Below are 21,557 nucleotides of genomic sequence, written 5' to 3'. Positions count from 1 at the left end.
ATACTTGAAGATCTTACAACCGTTAACTTCAGATTTTACAGTCTGCTTTCTTACTCTTTTTCAAAGTTTTAGAATTTTATATTCATTAAGATTTCCAAAACTCACGGTCAAGGCTTCTATATTGTATTGCTTCAGAAATATGATGTGACAGAATATTTTGATCCCCTTCCAAATCAGCAATTGTCCGGGCTACTTTAAGAATCCTGTCATAGGCCCTTGCCGATAAATTCAGCTTCTCCATCGCTTGTTTTATCAACGAAAAAGAAGCCTCATCCAATGCACAAAACTGTTCTATTTGCCTGGAACCAATTTGTGCATTATAACTGATTTCTAAATTGCGGTATCTGTCCTGTTGCACCTCGCGTGCTTTTAATACCCTTTTTCTGATCTCTTCACTATTTTCACCTTTCCTTTTTTCTGTCAACTGTTCGAATTCTACTTTTTGAATTTCAATATGAATATCTATCCGGTCCAAAAGAGGACCTGATAGTTTGTTCATATACCTTTGCATCTCCAGAATACTTGACGTATTATTGGGGTCATCCGGAAAATACCCACTTGGACTGGGATTCATTGACGCAATCAGCATAAAGCTTGCGGGATAATTGACTGTAAATTTTGCCCTTGAAATAGTAACTTCACGATCTTCAAGAGGTTGTCTCATAACCTCAAGAACTGTACGTTTAAATTCTGGCATCTCGTCAAGAAATAAAACTCCATTATGAGCCAGAGAAATCTCACCAGGTTGAGGGTAACTTCCACCACCAACCAATGCAACATCAGATATGGTATGATGAGGTGACCTGAAAGGACGGATAGTCATCAAGGAAGTTTCAGTTCCAATTTTTCCCGCTACAGAATGGATCTTTGTTGTTTCTAGAGCTTCCTTTAAAGTAAGAGGAGGTAAAATACTGGGAACCCTCTTCGCAAGCATTGTTTTTCCACTTCCGGGAGGTCCTATTAAAATTATATTGTGTCCTCCTGCCGCCGCAATCTCCATAGCTCTTTTTGCAGTTTCCTGCCCCTTCACTTCGGAAAAATCAAATGGAAACTGATCAATTTTTTCCTGAAATTCTTTTTTGATGTCTAAAATCACCTTTTCAATGGGAATGCCCTCATTAAAGAAATCAATCACCTCTTTAATATTAACCACTCCATATACATCAATCCCTTCTACCACAGCCGCTTCACGGGTATTTTGTTTCGGTAAAATAATTCCTTTAAAACCTTCTTCCCGAGCCTTCATTGCTATGGGTAAAACACCTTTGATTGGCTGTAAACTTCCATCCAACGAAAGCTCACCCATAATAATATAATCCTGTATATTTTCAGCTAAAATCTGATCCGAAGCAGCCAATATTCCTAGAGCAATACTTAGATCATAAGCAGAGCCTTCTTTTCGAAGGTCGGCAGGAGCCATGTTGATCGTAATTTTTTTACCCGGAATTTTAAATCCTACATTTTTCAAGGCAGCTGAAATTCTGTAACTGCTTTCTTTAATAGCATTGTCGGGAAGTCCTACCAGATGATAACCGACACCACCAGTGTCAACATTGACTTCAATAGTAATAGTCTGAGCTGCAACTCCGTGAATTGCGCTTCCATAAATTTTGATCAGCATAAGTGTGTTTTAATGTAAATATAATTCAATTTTTCTTGAATCCCATTTTTACATTTGTGGTTATAATGGATAAAAAAAACCGGTGCAGGATAAATCCTACACCGACTCCACAATTACTGAAAAAACTAACATGAGTTCATAAGGGGGCACTCACATTTTACTTTTTGATGAATTTATTTTTATAAACTTTATCTTTAGAATCCTTAGAAACTATAATGTAAGTTCCGACAGCCAGCTCACTGATATCTATCGGTTGATTATACGTATGATTCTTCTTTTGCAAAACAAGTCGTCCGGAAGCATCAATAATAGTAACCTCTTTATATACTTTATCAGAATCCTTCCCAATAAATATAAACTGTGCCGCGGGATTAGGGTATACACTTAAGTTATTTCCTTTTTTAGGATCAACTTCCCCTGTTCCGAGATTACAGAAATTCCAGTTCCCAAAATTTAGTTTTACAAATGAGCCAAGCCCCAGGAATTCGCATTGATCAGGACAATAGGCAGTACAGGCATAGAAACCATATTCTCCAGACTGGGTTGCAATATAGGTATCACCTGTTGCTCCCTGCACGATGCAAGCATCAGGAGTTGGAGGCACATTAGTTGGGGCACATTTGTACCATGTATGAACGCCATATAAGTCAGGGAATGTATCGTCAAATTGCACTGATGCTCCTTCACAAATATTATACTCACCAGGTCCTATATTTTCATATGTTCCCGGGGTGAATGTCGTCATCATTGATGGGAGTCCATAGGCAAACCCATCTGCCATAATTTCAGCACTTTGTGCAGTACATCCATTAAGGGTAACCTCTACTTTGAAGTAATAGAGCATATCACTGCCTCCATTAATAGTAAGGGTTTGAGAAGTTGCCCCAGAAATAGGAACCCAAGGATTAGTATTGGGGGACTGCCATGTCCACTCCTGTTTGTACCATTGGTAACTGTCGTAAGTTTGTGTTGAAAGGACTTCAGATTCTGTGTTACAGAACACGATTTTATTGGGGAATTGAGTTCCTAATCTAGGACTGGTAATAGTTGGTGTAAATGTACACTGCGCGCTTATCTTTAAAATACTCAAAAATAAGAACAGTGATAAAAAAATTAGTTTTGTTTTCATAAATAATATTTTCTTGGTTGATTAGTAAACAATGGATCCGATAGAACTAGTCAAGCAATACCCTGATCCCGAATTTGATATTAAAGTTTAATGGTTTCTCTTTGTATATTGTATTTAATGAACCATCATTTTTGAAATGATAGCCAATGCCCGGCTCCGCATAGACCCCTATTTTATCCACAAGTTTTAACTGTACTCCTAATGCCGTATTTAATGAAACCTGTACCGGCTGCTTTTCTAATCGCTCACTTGTCTCATCCGTCACTACATTTTCAACTACATATTTCGTCTTAAAACGTCCAGCTACAGGCTTCTCAACAAGGGCTCCCCCAGTAACATATCCAGTAAACCTTCCCTTCTGAATCACATTGTAATTAACCTGCACAGGAATTCCTATATAATGGATCGTCTGTTCACTTTTCACAAAATTGGACTGACTTCCCGAGTGAAGTTCAGAGGATAATTTGGTATAATTCAACCCTGTTCCGATCCCCCATTTTTTTCCTAAATTATAATACAAAGAAACTCCTAAATTAAGAGGGACTTTATGTCTTACCGTGGCCTCTACATTCTGGCTTTGGTTAGCAACCAGAATTCTCACAAACGGGTCTTCAGAATAACTTGAGGCACTCCATACCTGGTCAAAAGTGAGTGATTCACCATTTATTGTTGCATAACCTGGGAACTGCTGAGAATTGGATGAAGCCTTTCCAGTCAATAAACTTAGCATCCATGACTTTTTAGCCTTTTGTTTCTTTTCTTTTGTAGCACTTGCAATAGACTTATTTTGCTGGCCTATTTCAGATTCAGAAATAAGTCGGTCCACTTCCGTAGCGCGGTCAATAATTTTGTTTCCACTTTCAATAGGGGCATTTGGTTTTTGTATGAAACCTTTATTTTGCGTGAATAATCCCTGTAAGGGTTCTAAATCTCTGACACCTGAAAGCAAACTCTTTTCCGCATTCACATATTTTCCCGTTTGCCGAGCCAAACTATTGTTTAAAATATTTTTGCTTAAAATAGCAGACTCCCCACTTGCTGCATTAGCTGATAAAATTTGATCATTATAATCAGCCTTTTTATCAGTAGAAGACTTTTCCTTATCTCCTACATTATCCTGCTTATTTAATGTTTTATCGTTTTTTAAAAGAGCAACTTTTGGATCGGGCTCTATCTTATCGTTTATTTTAAAGAGCTGTTTTCCAACGACAATAAATAAAACAATGGCGGCAGCGATACCAGCAATTCTATAGACTAAAGCTCTGTTTTTCCTACCTGAAACTCGCTCTTCCTCTCCCTTTATATCATGTTCTTCTGCAGGAATCCCAACAATATAGTTTTCATCTTCATTATTGAACAATTCGTCTTTGATATCATCCCATACTCCATCCGGAACATCATTAGTATGATCTTCCATCTTCTTGCGCAGGTCGTTTAACCACCGATTATTCATATTGCGCTTTTATTAACATTTTATATTCTTTAATTTTCTGAACAAGCAACCCTTTGGCTCTATGGAATTGTGAAGCTGATGAATTCTCAGCTATTCCCAGCAGTTCTGCAATCTGTTTATGGCTTTTGCTCTCAAACACATAAAGATTGAATACTGTTCTGTACCCATCAGGCAGCGATCGAATCATTTCCATAATAACTTCCTGAGGTATTTCTTCAAGATCAGGCTCTTCTTCATCTGTCATATCAGGAATCTCAAAATCACTCGTCACTACTTTAAAATCTGAATATTGCCTGATATGCTTTAATGATTCATTCACGACAATCCGGGTGATCCACGCTTTTAGAGAACCCTTTCCTCTATATTCAAATGAATCTATGGAGCGAAACATTTTGATAAAACTATTTTGTAACACATCATGAACATCATCTTTACCAATGATATAGCGAGAGCACACATAAGAAAGATTTCCGGAGTATACTCCGAAAAGCTCCTTCCATGCAGCTTCTTCTTTTAACAGAAGACGATTCACTAAAATCTGCTCCTTACTTGCCTCCATTGATTACGTTACACTGATGCCTTACTTTAATAATTAATCCTGATGCAAAAATAGGTTGCATCATTACAAAGCGCAACCTATTTTAAACTTGCTTCTAACTATTACTTAATTTTTTATACAATATGGGAAATCATATTTAATGACTTCGTAGGGGGTTAATACTACTCCATCAACTGTTATTTTTTCTCCAACCAATCCAAATTTCATTGCATAATTCTGTCCAACATAAAATCCTTTTTCTTTTGCCGCAAAAGTCACGACCGTTTTTTTAATTGCTCCATCCATAGGAATATTAATTTCCAATACTTTTGGAGTAAACGTAAATTCTACAGCATTATAATTAGCATTCACTACAGCTGTATAATTTATATTATACTTTACTTTCCCAATTGCCGTAAGTGCAGCTTCTGTTTTTACAGGGTCTTTTACTACAGATTTTACAATTTCTTTTACCGGCAGATCTGTAAATTTCAGGGTATCCTTTTTTACTGTAAAACCAATTGTTGCTTCAGCCTTATTCGTTCCCTGGGTTGTTATTAATTTTCCTTTATAATTTCCTATGACATCCTGTATTTTTACAGGCGGAATATCTGGACCATCATCATTACATGAAAGTAAGCTAAGACTTACAAAACAGATTAATACAGCCACAAAAGCTTTAAGTACTATAAATTTTTTCATTTTTTAAATTTCTTGCATTAAACATTTTTTTATTTTGAGTACTCATTTATATAAACCCTCTTTTTTTTGATTCTTGCATGAATTTTTAAAATAAAAAAGAAATACCAGCCAAATCACTGACTATCAATGCTAAAATATATCACATTCATGTTAAAATTTTATCCGCGATAGAATACTTTATCCATAATCAATCTTTTATATATTTAAAATGCATCGTAATCTCTGCCCATAGATCTATAAAATCCCTACCTTAGAACATCATAAAAAACGTATGAAAGCAATTGTTATAAAAGAATTTGGAGAAGCCAACCGGCTTGAAATTATCACCATAGAAAAACCGACAATCAGTGCAGATCAGGTTTTAGTAAAAATAAGAGCAGTTGGTATCAACCCCGTTGAGACAAAAATCAGGAACGGATCTCATATTTCGTCTAAAACACTCCAGCTTCCTGCTATTTTGGGGAAGGATTTTAGTGGAGTTATCGAAGAGGTTGGTCAAAATGTTCAAAACTTTCACGTAGGGGATGCTGTTTTCGGTCTTGCTGCACAAACCTATGCCGAATATATAGCTGTTAGTCCTGAATTTATTGCTAAAAAGCCGGACAATATTAGTTTTGAAGAAGCTGCAGCAGCTCCTTTAGCAGGTCTTACAGCCTATCAGGCGATTTATGACCATTTAAAAGTTTTACCCGGCGAGCACGTTTTAATTCAGTCTGCAGCCGGAGGTGTGGGACATTTCGCCGTACAGTTGGCAAAGATAGCGGATGCATTTGTTAGTGGCACAGCTTCGGGTAAAAATATTCAATTTATAAAAAGTCTGGGAGTAGATCAACCTATCGATTATAAAAACGAGAGATTCGAAGACATCTTATCAGACCTTGACGCTGCTCTCGATACCATGGGGGGAGAAGTATTATATGGATCTATCAATTGTGTGAAACGCGGGGGAAGAGTTGTTTGTTTACCTTCTTATACTAAAGATGACCCAAAAGCAATTGAATTGTCAGAAAATAGAAATATCAATCTAATGTGGACGATGCTCTCTTTTAAAAGAGAAAATTTATTAGCTCTTGCCGAATTGCTTGAGAAGGGGCTTGTAAAAGTTTTCGTCGAAAAAAAATTTCCTATGGAACAAATAGCAGAAGCGCATCAACAAATCGAAACCCATGGAACCAAAGGAAAAATTGTTATTGAAATTCCTTAACTAAAAACCTTTTTTATTCCACGCATCAATTGTCTTACCACGATAAATAGAAAAACGAGGTCATTTCAAAATTGAAGCGACCTCGTTTGTTATTTATAGAATACTGTACTCTTACAATTTGATAATAAGAACGGACTTTGAGTACGACTGCCCCGTTGGCAAATTGATATGTCCATTTGATCCGGAAGGTGTTCCTAATGTCATATTACCAGATATTTGCGGCCTTTGAATGATAAGACGTATTTTTGAGCTTGCATTTAAGTAAGATGCCACTGGAGATATGGCTATTGTAGTCCCTACACCCGCAGCTCCACCAACAAACGAATTTCGTGTTCCCGTCAATTGGGTCCAGCTTGCTCCCCCATCTGTGGAAAGTTCAAAAAATAAATTCATCGCAACAAACTGATTCACCGACGTAAAATCATTTCTGAATCCATTAAAACCCACAAAACCAGAGACCGAATAATATCCATCCTCCAGAATGGTAAAAGTGGAAGTCGCTTCATCAAATGATGTTGCCGTTTCAATAAGCTTATCATTAGAAGAAAGTTCGACCAGCTGTGCTGAAGTACTGTTTCGATCCAAAACCTGTTGAATCGTGGACCTGTAGTTTGTCATTACCGTTCCCAAACCAACAGCTTTTACCACTTTCCCTGTTGAATTATCAACTAAGAGATTAGAGAATCCTGTTGTGGCATTTTCACCTTTTAGATTTTCCAGGTACAAAACGTCACCATTTCCGGTATCTCCTACAATGTGTAATTTTCCATTTGGACTTGTTTTGTTGATCCCTACATTTCCATTGTCCTGGACGGTTACCAATTCTTTAGAAGAAGAATCGCTAATTTTCAACCCTTTACTTGCACTGGTATTTCCCTTACTTAAAATATCCAGGGTAGCGGAAGGAGAATTCGTATTAATCCCAACCTGTGCGTTTAATTGAGAACATAACAGCCCCAAAAAAAGACTTAATGTAATTTTTTTTTTCATTAGATGTGTGTTTTTTATCAAAACAAAAATAGTATGATTTTCGATTGTTTATTTCTTTTCTATCAATTTTAATTTTTTTTTAATAATTATATCGATTATTAAAAAATTACTATTAATAGAACGCTTGTATTTGATTAGATCATATAAATTTTAATTTAATACATTTGTTAAAAACATCATTTGAATGAACCTTGAGCAGATCAATTTACACCTCGACGCTTATAAAGAACATGACCAGATCATAGATGCGGCCAATTATCTGATCCATTCTTTTAATTTAGAGCATGAAAATTTTGCAGGTTTCGGCTTTCGTGAAGAGCTATCCCCTACCTCTATGCTCTTAACTGCTGAAGGTCAACTAGGTCAACCTCAAAAAGTAATGATCCCAAAGAATTTATTTGATTTCGAGTTAAATCTTGTCCTGAATATGGTAGCTCATGAAATGCTTCATGTAAGACAGAAAGCTCCAGGCAACTTTATTGAAGATAAGAATGAAAGGGAATTCCAGGCGTATTCCGAAATGCTCTTTCACAGAGTTTTTCCTCAAATCCCGGATGTTTCAGATTTTCATAAAAAATTCTTTGCCAATAAAGCTTTGGAATATTATAAAAGAATGGGTGAAGGTTCAGATTTACAGAAAAAATATGCCGAACAGAAAATAGAAGTAGAACAATTAATAAACAAATTATCATGATTATAAAACCAGAAATATCCTGGGGAGATTTTGAAAAAATAGACATCCGATGCGGAACCATTATTTCCGTAAATGACTTTGAAAAAGCCAGAAACCCATCTTATCAGATAGAAATTGATTTTGGAAGCTTAGGCATCAAAAAGTCCTCTGCTCAAATTACAACACTTTACCAAAAAGAAGATTTAATCGGAAAGCAAATTTTGGCAGTTGTCAATTTCCCGAAGAAGCAAATAGCCAATTTCTTCAGCGAGTGTCTGGTATTAGGCGTATATGGCGAGGATAAAAGTGACGTAACTCTTCTGGCTCCATCACTTCCTGTAAAAAATGGGATGCAGGTAGGATAAAATACAAAACACCAATGATACAACACATTCCTTTAGAAAAGATTTTATTCCTTGATATAGAAACAGTTCCAAATGCTGGGACATGGGATGATTTATCTGAAACAGATCAGAAGCTCTGGGATAAAAAAACAAGATTTCAACGAAAAGACGAAGTATCTGCTGAAGAATTCTACCCGGAAAGGGCTGGCATCATGGCAGAATTTGGTAAGATCATTTGTATAACGATCGGAATGGTCGAGAAGAATGACACATTAAAAATTAAAAGTTTCGCCCATCACGATGAAAAAAAACTTTTGGTAGAGTTTGGAGAAATATTTAACAGCCCAAGACTCCGGGATGTTATTCTTTGTGCCCACAATGGTAAAGAGTTTGATTTTCCCTGGATTGCCCGCCGTTTTTTAATTAATGGAATGCAACCTCCTTCACCATTTCAGATGTTTGGAAAAAAACCATGGGAAATCCCTCATATCGACACCATGGAACTCTGGAAGTTCGGGGACTATAAAAGCTTTATTTCCCTGGAGTTGCTGGCTCATGTTTTTGGTATTCCGACCCCAAAAGATGATATAGATGGCTCAATGGTTTCATCAATCTACTACATAGAAAAAGACTTGCAAAGAATAGTTGACTATTGTGAAAAAGATGTCTTAACTTTGGCAAATATTTTCCGCCGCATGCGGCAGGAAGATTTATTGAAAAGAAATATCAATCTAGATTAAAAAATGAAATTTACAGACGATCAAATTGCTGATATAGGAGAAGAAATTATAAGAGTACTAAAGTCCGTTTATGATCCTGAAATTCCTGTAGACATTTATGAGCTGGGACTTGTATATGATGTACAGATTTCCGAAGATGGAGATGTAAAGATTATTATGACCCTTACTACTCCAAACTGCCCTGTTGCAGAAACACTCCCTCAGGAGGTAAAAGATAAGGTCCAAAGTGTAGAAGGAGTAAATAGTGTAGATTTAGAACTTACTTTTGAACCTAGTTGGAATAAAGATATGATGAGCGAAGAAGCCAAATTCGAATTAGGAATGCTTTAATCATCAAAACAGAACATAAAAAAACCGCAGAAATTCTGCGGTTTTTTGTTTTTATATATCTTTTGCAATTTCTTTTCCTTCTCTTCTGCTCCATTCGCTCCAGGAGCCTACATATAATTTTGGAATTGGCAGTCCGGCATAATCCAAAGCCAAAATCGTATGGCATGCCGTTACTCCAGAACCACAATGAATGATTAAATCCTCAGGTTTATCACGCAACAATACAGCATATTTTGCTTTTAAAATATCTGGTTGCAAAAACGTTCCATTTTCATCAAGGTTTTCTGAAAAAGGAATATTGATTGCTCCCGGAATATGTCCTGCAACTAAATCGATAGGCTCTGATTCCCCTTTATAGCGGTAAGCATCTCTTACATCAATTACGGTAGAAAAATTGTTTTCTAATTCATTTTCAACATCTTCCAGCCTTACAACAGGAAGAAGCCAACCGTCTTTTTTAATTGAAACAGCTCGCTCAAAAGTTTCTGCTCCTGATGTAAATTCAAGTCCTTCTTTTTCTGCAGCCTGAAACCCACCATCCAAAACCTGAACATTTTCAAATCCAAAAGAACGCAACATCCACCACGCTCTTGCAGCAGCATTAGATCCACTTTTATCATCATAAACAATAATGTGAGCATCTTCAGAAATCCCTAATTCAGATAGTGTCTGGGCAAATTTTTCAACATTAGGAAGAGGATGTCTTCCACCAAATGCAGCATCTTCACCAATTTCAGCAAGATCTTTATCTAAATTGATAAATCTTGCTCCTTTGATGTGTTTTTCCAGATAGGTAGCATACACATCTTTACCCACTCTGGCATCAAGGATGATGAGATTTTTGTTTTGTAAATTCTTTAATTCTGAAGCTGAAATTATTGGAGACATATATCTGATATCATTAAGTTTTGGCTAAATCCAGACGGTTTATATTTAAAAATGAAAAATGTCTTTTGCTTTATTGTATGAGCTTTCAAAATTCAAGAGATTCAGATTGTGATCTATTTTCTCAACGCTCATAAAATTGATCACCTGTTCCGTTGGCATATTCCCCACCAAGTCATCTTCCGCCATCGGACATCCCCCAATGCCTTTTATAGCACTATCGAATCTTCTGCATCCTTTATCATAAGCTGCTTTCAATTTGGAATAAGAATCTTCATACCGATTATGGAAATGACCTCCAAAATTGATTTCAGGATGTTTTACCGGTATTTTTTCGAATAAAAGAGCAATTGTTTCCGGAGTTGCAACTCCTGTGGTATCAGATAATAAAATATTTTCAATTCCAATATCCGAAAACCTCTGAGCCCAAAACTCTACATCTTCCAGTTTCCACATTTCTCCGTATGGATTTCCAAATGCCATTGAAAAGTAAATGTTCAGCTCTTTATTTTCAGCTTTTACCAATTCCTGCATTTTAATAACCTCATTAAAAGCTTCCTCCTGATTTTTATTGGTATTTCTATGTTGAAAAGTTTCAGAAATAGAAAACGGAAACCCCAAAATATCTACTGATTGATGCTTCAACGCTTTCTCAGCTCCTCTATAGTTTCCGATAATGGCAGAAATTTTTGTGTTTGAGAGGGATTTGTCAATATTTTCAGCAACCTCATCAGAGTCAGCCATCTGTGGAATGGCTTTTGGAGACACAAAACTCAGACTATCCAATACATCGAAACCTACTTCCATCAGGGAGTTGATGTAATCTATTTTTTTATTTGTGGGAATAAATTCTCCCCAGCCTTGCATGGCATCTCTAGGACATTCAGTAAGAAACATTTTCACTTTAGATTTTCTCAAATATAATAAAACTAAACAAGTTTATCTACGGTCAATACAAAGCTAACATAATTTTGATTTTCAATTATTTATATCTGATTAAAAATTTCAATAATTGATATTCGATTACAAATAACGTATTCTGAGCATCAAATTCGCTAACTTTGTTAAAATTTATATTGTCTAATGAGTACTATAGAATTCAACCCGTTATGGAGAGAGAAGTTATTGAATCGTTTTCTTAACTATGTAAAAATATATTCAACAAGTGATGCAGAGAGTGAAACAACTCCTTCCACTCCCCGACAGTGGGACATTGCTAAATATATTGTTGAAGAATTAAAAACAATCGGTCTTGAAAATGTTTCTATTGATGACAACGGTTACATTATGGGCTATGTCCCTTCCAATCTTGAAAATGATGATCAACCCACCATTGGATTTATTTCACATTATGATACTTCACCCGATTTTAGCGGTGAAAATGTAAGACCTCAGGTTTGGGAAAACTATGATGGAGGAGATTTGCTTCTTAATCAGACAACAGGATTTACCCTATCCCCATCAAAATTTGAGAGTTTAAAAAGATATATTGGCCAGACTTTAATTACAACGGACGGAAACACTCTTCTTGGTGCAGACGATAAAGCAGGCTGTGCAGAGATTGTAACAGCAGCAGAATACCTGATTGCTCATCCGGAAATCAAACATGGCAGAGTTGCTATTGGTTTTACCCCTGATGAAGAAATAGGAAGAGGAGCACACAAGTTTGATGTTGCGAAATTCGGGGCAGAATGGGCCTACACGATGGATGGTGGAGAAGTTGGAGAATTGGAATATGAAAACTTTAACGCTGCGGGAGCTGTTGTAAAAATACATGGATTAAGCGTACATCCCGGTTATGCTTACGGAAAAATGATCAATGCGAGTCTTTTAGCTGCTGAGTTTGCTCAGACTCTTCCTGCTAATGAAACTCCTTCTACGACTAAAGGATTCGATGGTTTCTATCATCTGATGGATATTACAGCTGATATTTCAGAGGCTAAGCTTCAGTACATCATCCGTGACCATGATGAAGAAAAATTTGAAGCACGAAAAAAATTCATGGAAGAAAAAGTTGCCGAATTTAATCAAAAGCATGGTGAAGGAACTGCCGAGGTAGAAATTAAAGAGCAATACCGAAACATGAAACAGCAGTTTGAGGGTAAAATACACATTATCGACCTCGCCGCTAAAGCAATGAAAGAAGCCAATATTGAACCTAAGATCAAAGCGATCAGAGGAGGAACTGATGGGGCTCAATTGTCATATATGGGACTTCCTTGTCCAAATATTTTCGCTGGTGGAATCAATTTCCATGGCCCATATGAGTATGTGGCATTGGAAAGTATGGAGAAAGCTACCGAAGTTATTATTAATATTGTAAAAAAATAATTCCTATAAATAGTGAACAAAAGCCTCTGATTAATTCAGAGGCTTTTTTATTGGCCGAAACATTACTTTACCAGCATAATAAATACAATAAACTCATTAACAAACTATTACACACATAACAGTTTTTAAATTTTTACTTCTCTTCCTTGTGAATAACTAAAATTAATATGTAACTTAGAAGGACAAAAAACCCACAATTATGAAAAATAATTTTAACTATTTCAAAATGTATAGAAGATTTTTCAATTTTGTATTTCTTTCTATATTCACTGCGTTGATCTTAACATCCTGTTCTCAGGATAATTTGAATGAAGACCCTGTAGCTCCGGCTCCAGAGTCCGGCAATCTTAAAACTCTAGGAAGTCTTACCTTACAAAAAGATGTTATCATTCTGGATGACGAATCTGTATCTGCCATTTCTAACCTGAATAATCAGAATATTACATTCACTAGATCTACAGATCAAACAGACGATATCAAAGCAGGGTCTGTATTGGTTGGAACAAAAGTAGAAGGAGACCAAATTAAAACAATCCTTTCTAAAGTAACTTCTGTTACCAAAACGAACAATCAGTATTTTGTACAGACCTCAAGCGCCAAACTTGAAGAATTTATTTATAGCGGGACTTTAAGCGGGGTATATGATCCATCCGGGAAAGCACCCATTGATGTTAACGGTAAAATGGTCAATTATATTCCTGTAGAGGGATTTATTTCTCAGGAATTGAATAATAAAATTATTAATATTGAGTCTAAGAACCTAAGCAATCAAAAGCTTATTACTTTCAATCGTTTTACCTTTGATAAAACGTTCCCTCTTAGCCAACAGGTAGGGCCAGTGGCCTTAGCTTCAAGTGTTAATGTAAAAGGGGGTGTAACTCCTAAAATTGACTACAATATTAGTTTTTCGTGGGGTCATTTAACTGATTTCTCTGTAAATTTTATCATGGATGATATTAGGTTACAGTCTACTGCGGATATCCAGGCATCTGTGGGATATACTGTTAGTACCACCGATTTTATAAACATTCCGATCGCTCCAATTGTTTTAGGACCAACGGGACTTATATTAAGTCCTACCATATCCGCAGGACCATTTGCCGGAGTTTCCGCTACGGGAAAAGCAAAAGTAAACCTTCTTGATGTTGGAGGAACTGCAAATTTCCTGGTATCTAAAAACCCAGCTTTGAACATTAGCCTTGAAAAAAAATCCGATGTTAGCATAACGTCTCTTGAAGGCATCTTATCAGCTGAAGTAGGATTAGAAGCAAAAGGTGCTGTAGGGCTGCAATTCCTAACCGTTCCTATCGCTAACTCAGGATTAAGAGGCAGAGCTTCTGCCATTTCATCTTTAGGCGTTCAGCTGATTCCTCAGAGAAAAGGCATCCTAGATGTAAAAGCAAAAATTCAGGCAGACATGTTCTATGGATTTGGAGTGTTCCCATTAAGAGTTGAAGGAACCATTCCTCTTTTCCAGAAAGAATTTCCGATTTATCATAAAGAAGTAGCATTCTAAAAACACAATCACTTAAATAAAAATGGGAAGCCACAGCAATTGCTGTGGCTTTTTTATTTGGTGAAGTTTCAACATTTCCACGCAACAGATTGAAATAAAACTAAATACCCTCAAATCAATTCATTTTTTTGCTATATTTATTATCTTTAAAACAAACTATACTATGAAAAAACTATTAAGAAAAGACCTATTAATAATTCTAGGCAATGGAATAAATGAGTGTCATAGCAACGGAGATTCAGCGTATTGTTGGACAGATTGTGAATGTACTTATGGAAAAGCTTGTGAAATGCTTGACGACGGAAATCCGGGAAGTTGCGTTAGCGTTGGAAGTCCTGGAGGAGGTGGAAACCCGGGCGGAGGATGTCCTCCGGGAATAATCTGCACAGAAGAACCTTTTTAATCATAACCAATCGGAAATAAAATTTCCGATTTTTTATTTTGTGTACTTTACTTCTTTTAAGTTGAGAATGTCCCTCAAATAAAAACTTCCATTTATCCTAAGCTCCAAGCCATTCATCAAATAAAATTTTATTCCGCTTTTTACATCCGTTGTTTTGCATCAGATTTAATACATTTTATTTTTATGAAACAACATTTTTTAGCGGTATGCTCTTTATTGCTTTGCATTACCTGCTCAGTGGAAACCAATGCACAACAAACCCCTGTTATTCACATTGGAGTTAAAGCAGGAACAAATTTTACTAAAACTTCATCAGAATCCTCTGATCTTAAAGGAAAATACGGACTGGGCTACCAGGCTGGTGTTATGGCGAGGGTAGACTTTAACCGTTTATATCTTCAGGGGGAAGCGGTATTCAACAAAAGAAAAACCTCGTATGATCTTAAAGACGGGAGTTCTTCACAATTAAAATGGAATTCAATCGATGTTCCTGTTGTAGTGGGTTATAAAATAGTAAACTCATCCGATTTTAATTTCCGGATATTTGCGGGTGGCGTTTACAGTTATGCTTTTAATGATAATATTTCCACTTCAAAAGCACTGCTTGCAGGATTTAAAAAATTTGATAAATCCAATATAGGAATTACAGGAGGAATCGGTGTGGATTATAAGAATTTCACGGTAGATTTGAGGTATGAAACAGGGTTGACAAGCATCAGCAAGGAATTTAAATCAAGACCTCACAGCTTTTCGCTGGGAATCGGATATTTCCTGTTCTAAAAACTTAAATTATCTTTACTCATTAGAAACTGCAGGAATGCGGTTTCTAATTTTTTACATATACAAAATATGCTTAAACCTCTCATCCAAAGAAAACATCTATTCATTATTAGCTTCTGGTTGGTTTTTGGAATAACCATGTGGATTAATTTTCAGGCAGATTCCGGTAGATACAACTCACTCATTCAGACATTAGCCATTGTAATAAGCTCCTTTATTTTCACTCAGTTTTTAACAAAAAACTTGCTTCCGAAAGCTTTAAAACAAAGGAAAATGAAAAAGTTCTTGTTTCAGGCAGCAATTATGATTCTCTTACTAAGCTTTATTTACTCTTTCGTTTTTGCTTATATAGAAGTAGACTCAAGAACTCCTCTATCCTCTGGTCTTGAAAGTCATCTTCCCGTTTTATGGAAAGGATTTTATTTAGCTCTTCCAGCGTCCTTTCTCATTAACGGAACTGCCTGTGGAATAACGTTTTACCAGGAGCATGGGAAAATTGAACGGGATCATATCCTGTTACAACAAGCTCATCTGGAAAATCAGCTTAAATTATTGCAAGACCAGATTAATCCACATTTGGTTTTCAATATCCTTAATCATATCCATATCCTGATGAAAACCAACACCGAGCTGGCTTCTTTTCTTCTTTTGAAGTTTTCTGACATTCTGCGTTATCAATTATATCATTGTAATAAAAATCAGGTTATACTCGGTCAAGAAATTCAATACCTTCAGGATCTCGTTGAGGTCGAGAAATTAAGATGGGGTAATGAACTGGATGTAAAAGCGAAATGGGAGATCAGTAATAAAAAGGCGTTTATTGCCCCTCTTCTTCTCGTTCCTTTTATAGAAAATGCTTTTAAATATGTTTGCCGATTACCCGGACACAAAGGATATATTATTATTTCATGTAAAGAAGAGAATAATACATTATCGTTTTATGTAGAAAATTCTTATTCCAATCTCAACACTCACAAAAAGAAAGACGGAGCTCATGGAATTGGGCTTGAGAATGTACAAAAAAGATTGGGTCTTCAATATCCGGATTCTCATACTTTAAAGATTGAATCAAATGATAACATTTACAAAGTTTCTTTAACTCTAAAACTATCTCAAGAAAATGACGAACAATAATCTTCCTAAAATGAAATGTTTAATTATTGATGATGAACCTTTAGCAAGATTCCATTTGAAGGATATGGCAGACCAAATAGACTTTTTAGAAGTTATAGATACCTGTGCTACAGCATTAGAAGCAAACTCTAAAGTACAAGACAATCAGATCGATCTGATTTTTTTGGATATAAACATGCCTTATTTAACCGGACTTGAATTTTTGGAACAATTGGAAAATCCACCTTTATGTATTTTAACAACTGCTTATTCTGAATATGCTTTGGAAGGCTACAGACTTCAGGTTGTGGATTATCTTTTGAAACCTATTGCATTCAATCGTTTTTACCAGGCTGTAAATAAAGCACAGCAACAATTCATTTTATCTGAAAAATCAAAAAAGAATACCCAACTGGATGATCCTTTTTTATACATCCGCCAATCTGATACTTTTATAAAAATATCCTGGGTTGATATTTTATACATAGAAAGTATGCAAAACTATACTAAGCTTCATTTTAAAGATAAATCTCTTGTTATCCATCAGACCATGAAGGCTATAGAAGAATCGTTATCACCGGAGCATTTCTTTAGAATTCACAAGTCATTTTTAATCAATATCACCCATATTGAAATGATTTCCGGAGGCCGATTGTACATTAATAAAACAGAGCTTCCCATTTCCCGGACCCGTAAAGAGGAATTACTTAATCAGGTGGTTTACAAGAAGCTCATCAGTAAATAGATTATGGAAGGTTCCAGCGTAATGAAAGTGCCATATAAAAAGTACTTGCAAACCTGGGATCTTCCATTTTTTTTGTCTTAAAAATACTTTTGATCTTACGGTCGTTTTCGGTAAAGCTCCTTAATAACGCTGTTCCTCCGGTAAGTCTCAGGCTTACACTCTTGTTGAGCTGAAACTCTGGCCGTAAGCCTGCTGTAATTTGTTGATACCCTAATAATATTGATTTTCCGCCTTTGTTTCTTTCTACGGTCATTCCATTTAAGTCTACTACCGCTTTTAGAGCAAATTGATCTGAGAATTGATATCCTGCTTCCATCCCTTGTGGAAAATTGATATTAAATTTAATTTTATTCCCTGTCTTCCAATCAAAATAAATCCAGGGCATTATCATGGGTACCCCAAAGGCAGTGGTCAAAATCGGCCCGGCACCAAGAGCCAGATTTGGATTAAATTTCTTGATGAACACAACTCCCCCCTGCCCTAAAACATCATCAAAAGTAACATTTTCAAGATCAGTATAAACTCCGACAGAGGCAGAGGCCATCATACTCCATTTTCCTCCTAATGGCCTTATATGCTGTAATCCGACCTGAGCGTTCAGCATCTGATCCGGAAATAAGCTGTTTTCATAATTCTTATGGGACATTTTAGCATAAGCGCCATTCAGTAATAAAGACCAGCCCTTGACCTTCCCATCTTTTGTTTTTTCCATTGACAATGGAATATTCAGGTTTATATCCATTCTCTTAAAATCACTTTTAGAATTTGTTTTTACACTATCCTCCGGACGGATATAACTTGAATAAGGAATATATTCCGTTTTAAACTCTCCGGATATCCCGGTTTGTGCATAAACCATGCAACTCAGATGAGTAATCCCATAAAAGACCGTCAAAAGACCTTTCTTCATAATTTAAAATTTTCACAAAGAGAAGTTTTTCGGAATGCCAAACAAAAATTACTTGATTAAGTGTTTATATATTATGATGAATGGAATCTATGATTCGTATTAAAGAGATTGCTTCGTCGCTTCGCTCCTCGCAATGACAGTGAAACAAAAAAAACCACTGCAAGTGGCAGTGGTCTAACAATATTTAAAAATTAAGTATAACTTATTCTTCCTGTTGATTGCCTAAAAAGGCATCCCATCCTTGTGCTGTAAGAGAAACCAACTGATTAGATCCTCTTGCTACCATAAAGTTCCCTTCCTCTTTTTCTACGGCATGACCAATAATTGTAAAGTCAGGGTGATTTTTAATTTTATCAAAATCATTCGGTGAAATAGTGAACAATAATTCATAATCTTCACCACCGCTTAATGCTGTCATTACAGGGTTTAGATTCATGTCATCTGCGGTAGAAATGGTAAGACTGTCCATAGGAATTTTTTCTTCATATAATCTGAAACCTACTTTCGACTGATCAGAAAGATGCAGAATTTCAGAAGCCAGTCCATCAGATATATCTATCATTGAAGTTGGCTTAATATCCAATTCTTTCAGGATTGTCTTAACATCCGTTCTTGCTTCGGGTTTTAGCTGTCTTTCAAGAATATAATCAAAGCCTTCCATTTCAGGCTGCATATTAGGGTCCGCTAAGAAAACAGCATGTTCTCTTTCTAAAATTTGAAGTCCCATATACGCTCCTCCTAAATCTCCGCTTACAACAAGCAGATCATTTGCTTTTGCTCCATTTCGTTTGACAAGATTTTCTTCATCTTCAATCCCTACAGCCGTGATACTCATTACCAATCCTGTATTTGAACTTGTTGTATCTCCCCCTATTAAATCTACTTTATATCTTGAGCAAGCGGCCTGAATCCCGGAATAGAGTTCCTCTAATGCCTCCACAGGAAAACGGTTTGAAACCGCCAGGGATACTAAAATCTGTGTGGGTGTAGCATTCATTGCTGCAATATCACTAAGATTTACCACCACTGCTTTATATCCTAAATGCTTTAGCGGAACATATCCTAAATTAAAGTGAACACCTTCAGCTAAAACATCCGTGGTAAGAACTACTCTTTTATTCCCCGGATTTATAATTGCAGCATCATCTCCTACTCCAAGTTCTGAAGATTCATTGGATAAAGGAAAATGTTCTGTTAAATGTTTAATCAGACCAAATTCTCCTAATTTTGAGATGGGTGTCAATTCCTGAGATTTATCTTCAAACATATCTTTTATTTATTAAACTCTGATGGGTCTATATTATGAGGATGGAAAGGGAATTTTTTAAAATCCTCTCTGGATAAAACTTCTGTTTCAGCTGTTTTGTATTTATTCATAGCTTCTACAATGTCATCTGGAGGAGTGGTCATTTTTCTTAACATCATGTCAATCCAAACCCCTGTAGCCTCAGACGTTGCACAATGTACTCCGTCTGGTGTATAGAATTTATGAAGAAAACGGTAGATCGAAGAATCTTCTGAGCACCCGTCTATTTCCAAACTTACAATTACTGTCTGGTCTGCATAGATCTCTTTAAAGAAAGAATATCTTTCATGAAGCATAACAGGACCAATCCCCCATCTGCTTAACTGGGTAACTCCCATTTTTTCTTTTGTCATAAAAGCCATCCGGGTTTGTGCACAATACTGTACATAAGATGAATTGGCTAAATGTTTGTTGGCATCAAGATCGCTCCAACGCACTTCGAAGGTATGGTAGAATGTCATTTGAAATCGTATTTAGAATAATAAAATTATAATCTTCAAAAATACTCAAATAAGATGGTTTATAAAAATTGTACTTTTGAAAAAATAATCTTCAGCATAGGATTACAGATACATGAAACAAATTATCATTATTGGAGGCGGGGCAGCAGGATTTTTCTGTGCATCAAACCTCGACGAAACAAAATATAAAATTACTATCCTCGAGCAGAACTCAGACGTCCTTCAGAAAGTAAAAATCTCAGGAGGCGGACGCTGTAATGTGAGCCATGCCTGCTTTGATCCGAAGGAACTGGTTCAGTTTTATCCTCGTGGAAACAAAGAACTCCTAAGTGTTTTTACAAAATTTCAACCAGGAGATACCATGGACTGGTTTGACAAACGAAATATTTCGTTGAAAATAGAGAATGATAACAGAATCTTCCCTGAAAGCAATTCCTCCCAGACTATTATCAACAGTTTTCTCAATGAAATTCGTCGGAAAAACGTTGACGTGAAAACAAAAAGTGTCGTAAAGGAAATTGTAACGGAAAATGAAAAATATATTGTTAAAACCAATTCTGAGGATTTTCTGGCAGACTACATCATTTATGCCACCGGAAGTTCTCCCAAATCTTTAAAAATTCTTGAAAATTTAGGGCATAAAATTATTGATCTTGTTCCTTCTCTTTTTACATTCAATATTAAAAATGATTTATTAAAGGATATTCCCGGAACAAGTTTTGAAAATGCCGAGGTTTCTATACCTAAATTAAAAACAGAAGAAAGTGGGCCATTACTGATAACACATTGGGGACTCTCCGGACCTGCGGTCCTGAAAATTTCAGCCTGGGAGGCCATCAACCTGGCTAAGGTCAAATATAATTTTGAAATTGAAGTCAATTTCGTTTCAAAAACTATAGATGAGGCAGAAGGCTTATTTCAAAACTTCAGGCAAAGTAATCCTAAGAAAACAATCGGACAATCAAAAATCTTCGAAATAACCAATCGGTTTTGGCAGAAAATTTTAGAGATCTCTAAAGTTGATCTTAATAAGCAGGTTTCCAATATTTCTGGAAAGGAAATGCAGGCTATTCTGGAAAACCTGTGCAAAAAAAAATTACAGGTAACCGGCAAATCAACATTTAAAGATGAATTTGTAACTGCAGGAGGAGTAGATCTGAAAGAAATCAATTTTAAAAATATGTCTTCTAAAATTTTACCTAACTTTTATATTGCCGGAGAGGTTTTAAATATAGATGCCGTAACGGGAGGGTTTAATTTTCAGGCGTGCTGGAGTGAAGCATGGCTGATCGCACAGGATTTAAATCTAAAATCATCATGATGTTTTTTTAATAATTGAAAATTAAATAAATTCGTAACAAACGAAACTTAAAACTAATAAGT

General features: G+C 36.0%; 23 protein-coding genes. 12 read left to right on the top strand and 11 right to left on the bottom strand.

The window, feature by feature from the left end:
- Window positions 1–85: 85 nt before the first annotated feature.
- From CEY12_RS15020 to CEY12_RS15000, 5 genes are all read right to left on the bottom strand, one after another.
- Complete coding sequence (locus tag CEY12_RS15020) at window positions 86–1,621, bottom strand: YifB family Mg chelatase-like AAA ATPase (RefSeq protein ID WP_089028458.1); 1,536 nt, start codon at window positions 1,619–1,621, stop codon at window positions 86–88.
- Window positions 1,622–1,778: 157 nt separating this feature from the next.
- Entirely contained in the window at window positions 1,779–2,750 is a 972-nt protein-coding gene (locus CEY12_RS15015; protein WP_089028457.1) for a T9SS type A sorting domain-containing protein, read from the bottom strand.
- Window positions 2,751–2,796: 46 nt separating this feature from the next.
- Window positions 2,797–4,167 carry an outer membrane beta-barrel protein gene (locus tag CEY12_RS15010; protein ID WP_157676835.1) on the bottom strand — a complete coding sequence of 457 codons (1,371 nt, stop codon included), beginning with the start codon at window positions 4,165–4,167 and terminating at the stop codon, window positions 2,797–2,799.
- 28 nt (window positions 4,168–4,195) lie between these two features.
- Entirely contained in the window at window positions 4,196–4,762 is a 567-nt protein-coding gene (locus CEY12_RS15005) for an RNA polymerase sigma factor (RefSeq protein ID WP_089028455.1), read from the bottom strand.
- A 105-nt stretch (window positions 4,763–4,867) separates the two neighbouring features.
- On the bottom strand, window positions 4,868–5,443 hold the full coding sequence (locus tag CEY12_RS15000) for a DUF4840 domain-containing protein (protein ID WP_089028454.1): 576 nt from the start codon (window positions 5,441–5,443) through the stop codon (window positions 4,868–4,870).
- A gap of 271 nt (window positions 5,444–5,714) precedes the next feature.
- Here CEY12_RS15000 and CEY12_RS14995 point away from each other — a divergent pair, with 271 nt between their 5' ends.
- Window positions 5,715–6,647, top strand: a complete 933-nt coding sequence (locus CEY12_RS14995) for an NADP-dependent oxidoreductase (protein ID WP_089028453.1) — start codon at window positions 5,715–5,717, stop codon at window positions 6,645–6,647.
- 111 nt (window positions 6,648–6,758) lie between these two features.
- On the opposite strand, the gene CEY12_RS14990 is transcribed toward CEY12_RS14995, so the two are convergent.
- On the bottom strand, window positions 6,759–7,637 hold the full coding sequence (locus CEY12_RS14990; protein ID WP_089028452.1) for a hypothetical protein: 879 nt from the start codon (window positions 7,635–7,637) through the stop codon (window positions 6,759–6,761).
- A gap of 184 nt (window positions 7,638–7,821) precedes the next feature.
- Here CEY12_RS14990 and CEY12_RS14985 point away from each other — a divergent pair, with 184 nt between their 5' ends.
- From CEY12_RS14985 to CEY12_RS14970, 4 genes are read left to right on the top strand one after another with little or no spacing between them, the layout of a single operon-like run.
- The gene (locus CEY12_RS14985; RefSeq protein ID WP_089028451.1) at window positions 7,822–8,331 is read left to right on the top strand and encodes a hypothetical protein; all 510 of its coding nucleotides are present in this window, start codon (window positions 7,822–7,824) and stop codon (window positions 8,329–8,331) included.
- A complete protein-coding gene (locus tag CEY12_RS14980; protein ID WP_089028450.1) occupies window positions 8,328–8,675 on the top strand; it encodes a tRNA-binding protein in 348 nt (115 codons plus the stop codon). Before CEY12_RS14985 ends, CEY12_RS14980 begins: the two co-directional genes overlap by 4 nt.
- Before the next feature lie 14 nt (window positions 8,676–8,689).
- Window positions 8,690–9,394, top strand: a complete 705-nt coding sequence (locus tag CEY12_RS14975; protein ID WP_089028449.1) for a 3'-5' exonuclease — start codon at window positions 8,690–8,692, stop codon at window positions 9,392–9,394.
- Between the two features lie 3 nt (window positions 9,395–9,397).
- The gene (locus CEY12_RS14970; RefSeq protein ID WP_089028448.1) at window positions 9,398–9,724 is read left to right on the top strand and encodes an SUF system Fe-S cluster assembly protein; all 327 of its coding nucleotides are present in this window, start codon (window positions 9,398–9,400) and stop codon (window positions 9,722–9,724) included.
- Between the two features lie 51 nt (window positions 9,725–9,775).
- On the opposite strand, the gene CEY12_RS14965 is transcribed toward CEY12_RS14970, so the two are convergent.
- Window positions 9,776–10,612 (bottom strand): sulfurtransferase, encoded by an 837-nt coding sequence (locus CEY12_RS14965; protein WP_089028447.1) that lies wholly within the window; start codon window positions 10,610–10,612, stop codon window positions 9,776–9,778.
- Between the two features lie 45 nt (window positions 10,613–10,657).
- On the bottom strand, window positions 10,658–11,506 hold the full coding sequence (locus tag CEY12_RS14960) for a hydroxymethylglutaryl-CoA lyase (protein WP_089028446.1): 849 nt from the start codon (window positions 11,504–11,506) through the stop codon (window positions 10,658–10,660).
- Window positions 11,507–11,692: 186 nt separating this feature from the next.
- Here CEY12_RS14960 and pepT point away from each other — a divergent pair, with 186 nt between their 5' ends.
- The 6 genes from pepT to CEY12_RS14930 all read left to right on the top strand — a co-directional run bounded on the left by pepT (window position 11,693) and on the right by CEY12_RS14930 (window position 17,497).
- Window positions 11,693–12,940, top strand: coding sequence for a peptidase T (pepT, locus tag CEY12_RS14955; protein WP_089028445.1), 1,248 nt, complete (start codon window positions 11,693–11,695; stop codon window positions 12,938–12,940).
- Window positions 12,941–13,139: 199 nt separating this feature from the next.
- The gene (locus CEY12_RS14950; RefSeq protein ID WP_089028444.1) at window positions 13,140–14,456 is read left to right on the top strand and encodes a hypothetical protein; all 1,317 of its coding nucleotides are present in this window, start codon (window positions 13,140–13,142) and stop codon (window positions 14,454–14,456) included.
- A 163-nt stretch (window positions 14,457–14,619) separates the two neighbouring features.
- Complete coding sequence (locus CEY12_RS14945) at window positions 14,620–14,859, top strand: hypothetical protein (RefSeq protein ID WP_089028443.1); 240 nt, start codon at window positions 14,620–14,622, stop codon at window positions 14,857–14,859.
- Window positions 14,860–15,042: 183 nt separating this feature from the next.
- A complete protein-coding gene (locus CEY12_RS14940; protein WP_089028442.1) occupies window positions 15,043–15,639 on the top strand; it encodes a porin family protein in 597 nt (198 codons plus the stop codon).
- A gap of 273 nt (window positions 15,640–15,912) precedes the next feature.
- On the top strand, window positions 15,913–16,773 hold the full coding sequence (locus tag CEY12_RS14935; protein ID WP_228409706.1) for a sensor histidine kinase: 861 nt from the start codon (window positions 15,913–15,915) through the stop codon (window positions 16,771–16,773).
- Window positions 16,760–17,497: a LytR/AlgR family response regulator transcription factor gene (locus CEY12_RS14930; RefSeq protein ID WP_089028440.1), complete on the top strand. Its 738-nt coding sequence runs from the start codon at window positions 16,760–16,762 to the stop codon at window positions 17,495–17,497. The genes CEY12_RS14935 and CEY12_RS14930 overlap by 14 nt, the downstream gene beginning before the upstream one ends.
- A 1-nt stretch (window position 17,498) precedes the next feature.
- On the opposite strand, the gene CEY12_RS14925 is transcribed toward CEY12_RS14930, so the two are convergent.
- From CEY12_RS14925 to CEY12_RS14915, 3 genes are all read right to left on the bottom strand, one after another.
- A complete protein-coding gene (locus CEY12_RS14925) occupies window positions 17,499–18,407 on the bottom strand; it encodes a DUF6268 family outer membrane beta-barrel protein (RefSeq protein WP_089028439.1) in 909 nt (302 codons plus the stop codon).
- Between the two features lie 202 nt (window positions 18,408–18,609).
- Window positions 18,610–19,674 (bottom strand): thiamine-phosphate kinase, encoded by a 1,065-nt coding sequence (gene thiL / locus CEY12_RS14920; RefSeq protein WP_089028438.1) that lies wholly within the window; start codon window positions 19,672–19,674, stop codon window positions 18,610–18,612.
- 5 nt (window positions 19,675–19,679) lie between these two features.
- A complete protein-coding gene (locus CEY12_RS14915; RefSeq protein ID WP_089028437.1) occupies window positions 19,680–20,174 on the bottom strand; it encodes an acyl-CoA thioesterase in 495 nt (164 codons plus the stop codon).
- A gap of 112 nt (window positions 20,175–20,286) precedes the next feature.
- On the opposite strand from CEY12_RS14915, the gene CEY12_RS14910 reads away from it, so the two are divergent.
- Entirely contained in the window at window positions 20,287–21,495 is a 1,209-nt protein-coding gene (locus tag CEY12_RS14910) for an NAD(P)/FAD-dependent oxidoreductase (RefSeq protein ID WP_089028436.1), read from the top strand.
- Window positions 21,496–21,557 lie beyond the last annotated feature (62 nt).

Origin of the sequence: Chryseobacterium sp. T16E-39 (assembly GCF_002216065.1) — a bacterium.
In the GTDB taxonomy this organism is placed as follows: Bacteria; Bacteroidota; Bacteroidia; order Flavobacteriales; family Weeksellaceae; genus Chryseobacterium.
This window is presented reverse-complemented; position numbering and strand designations above follow the sequence as displayed.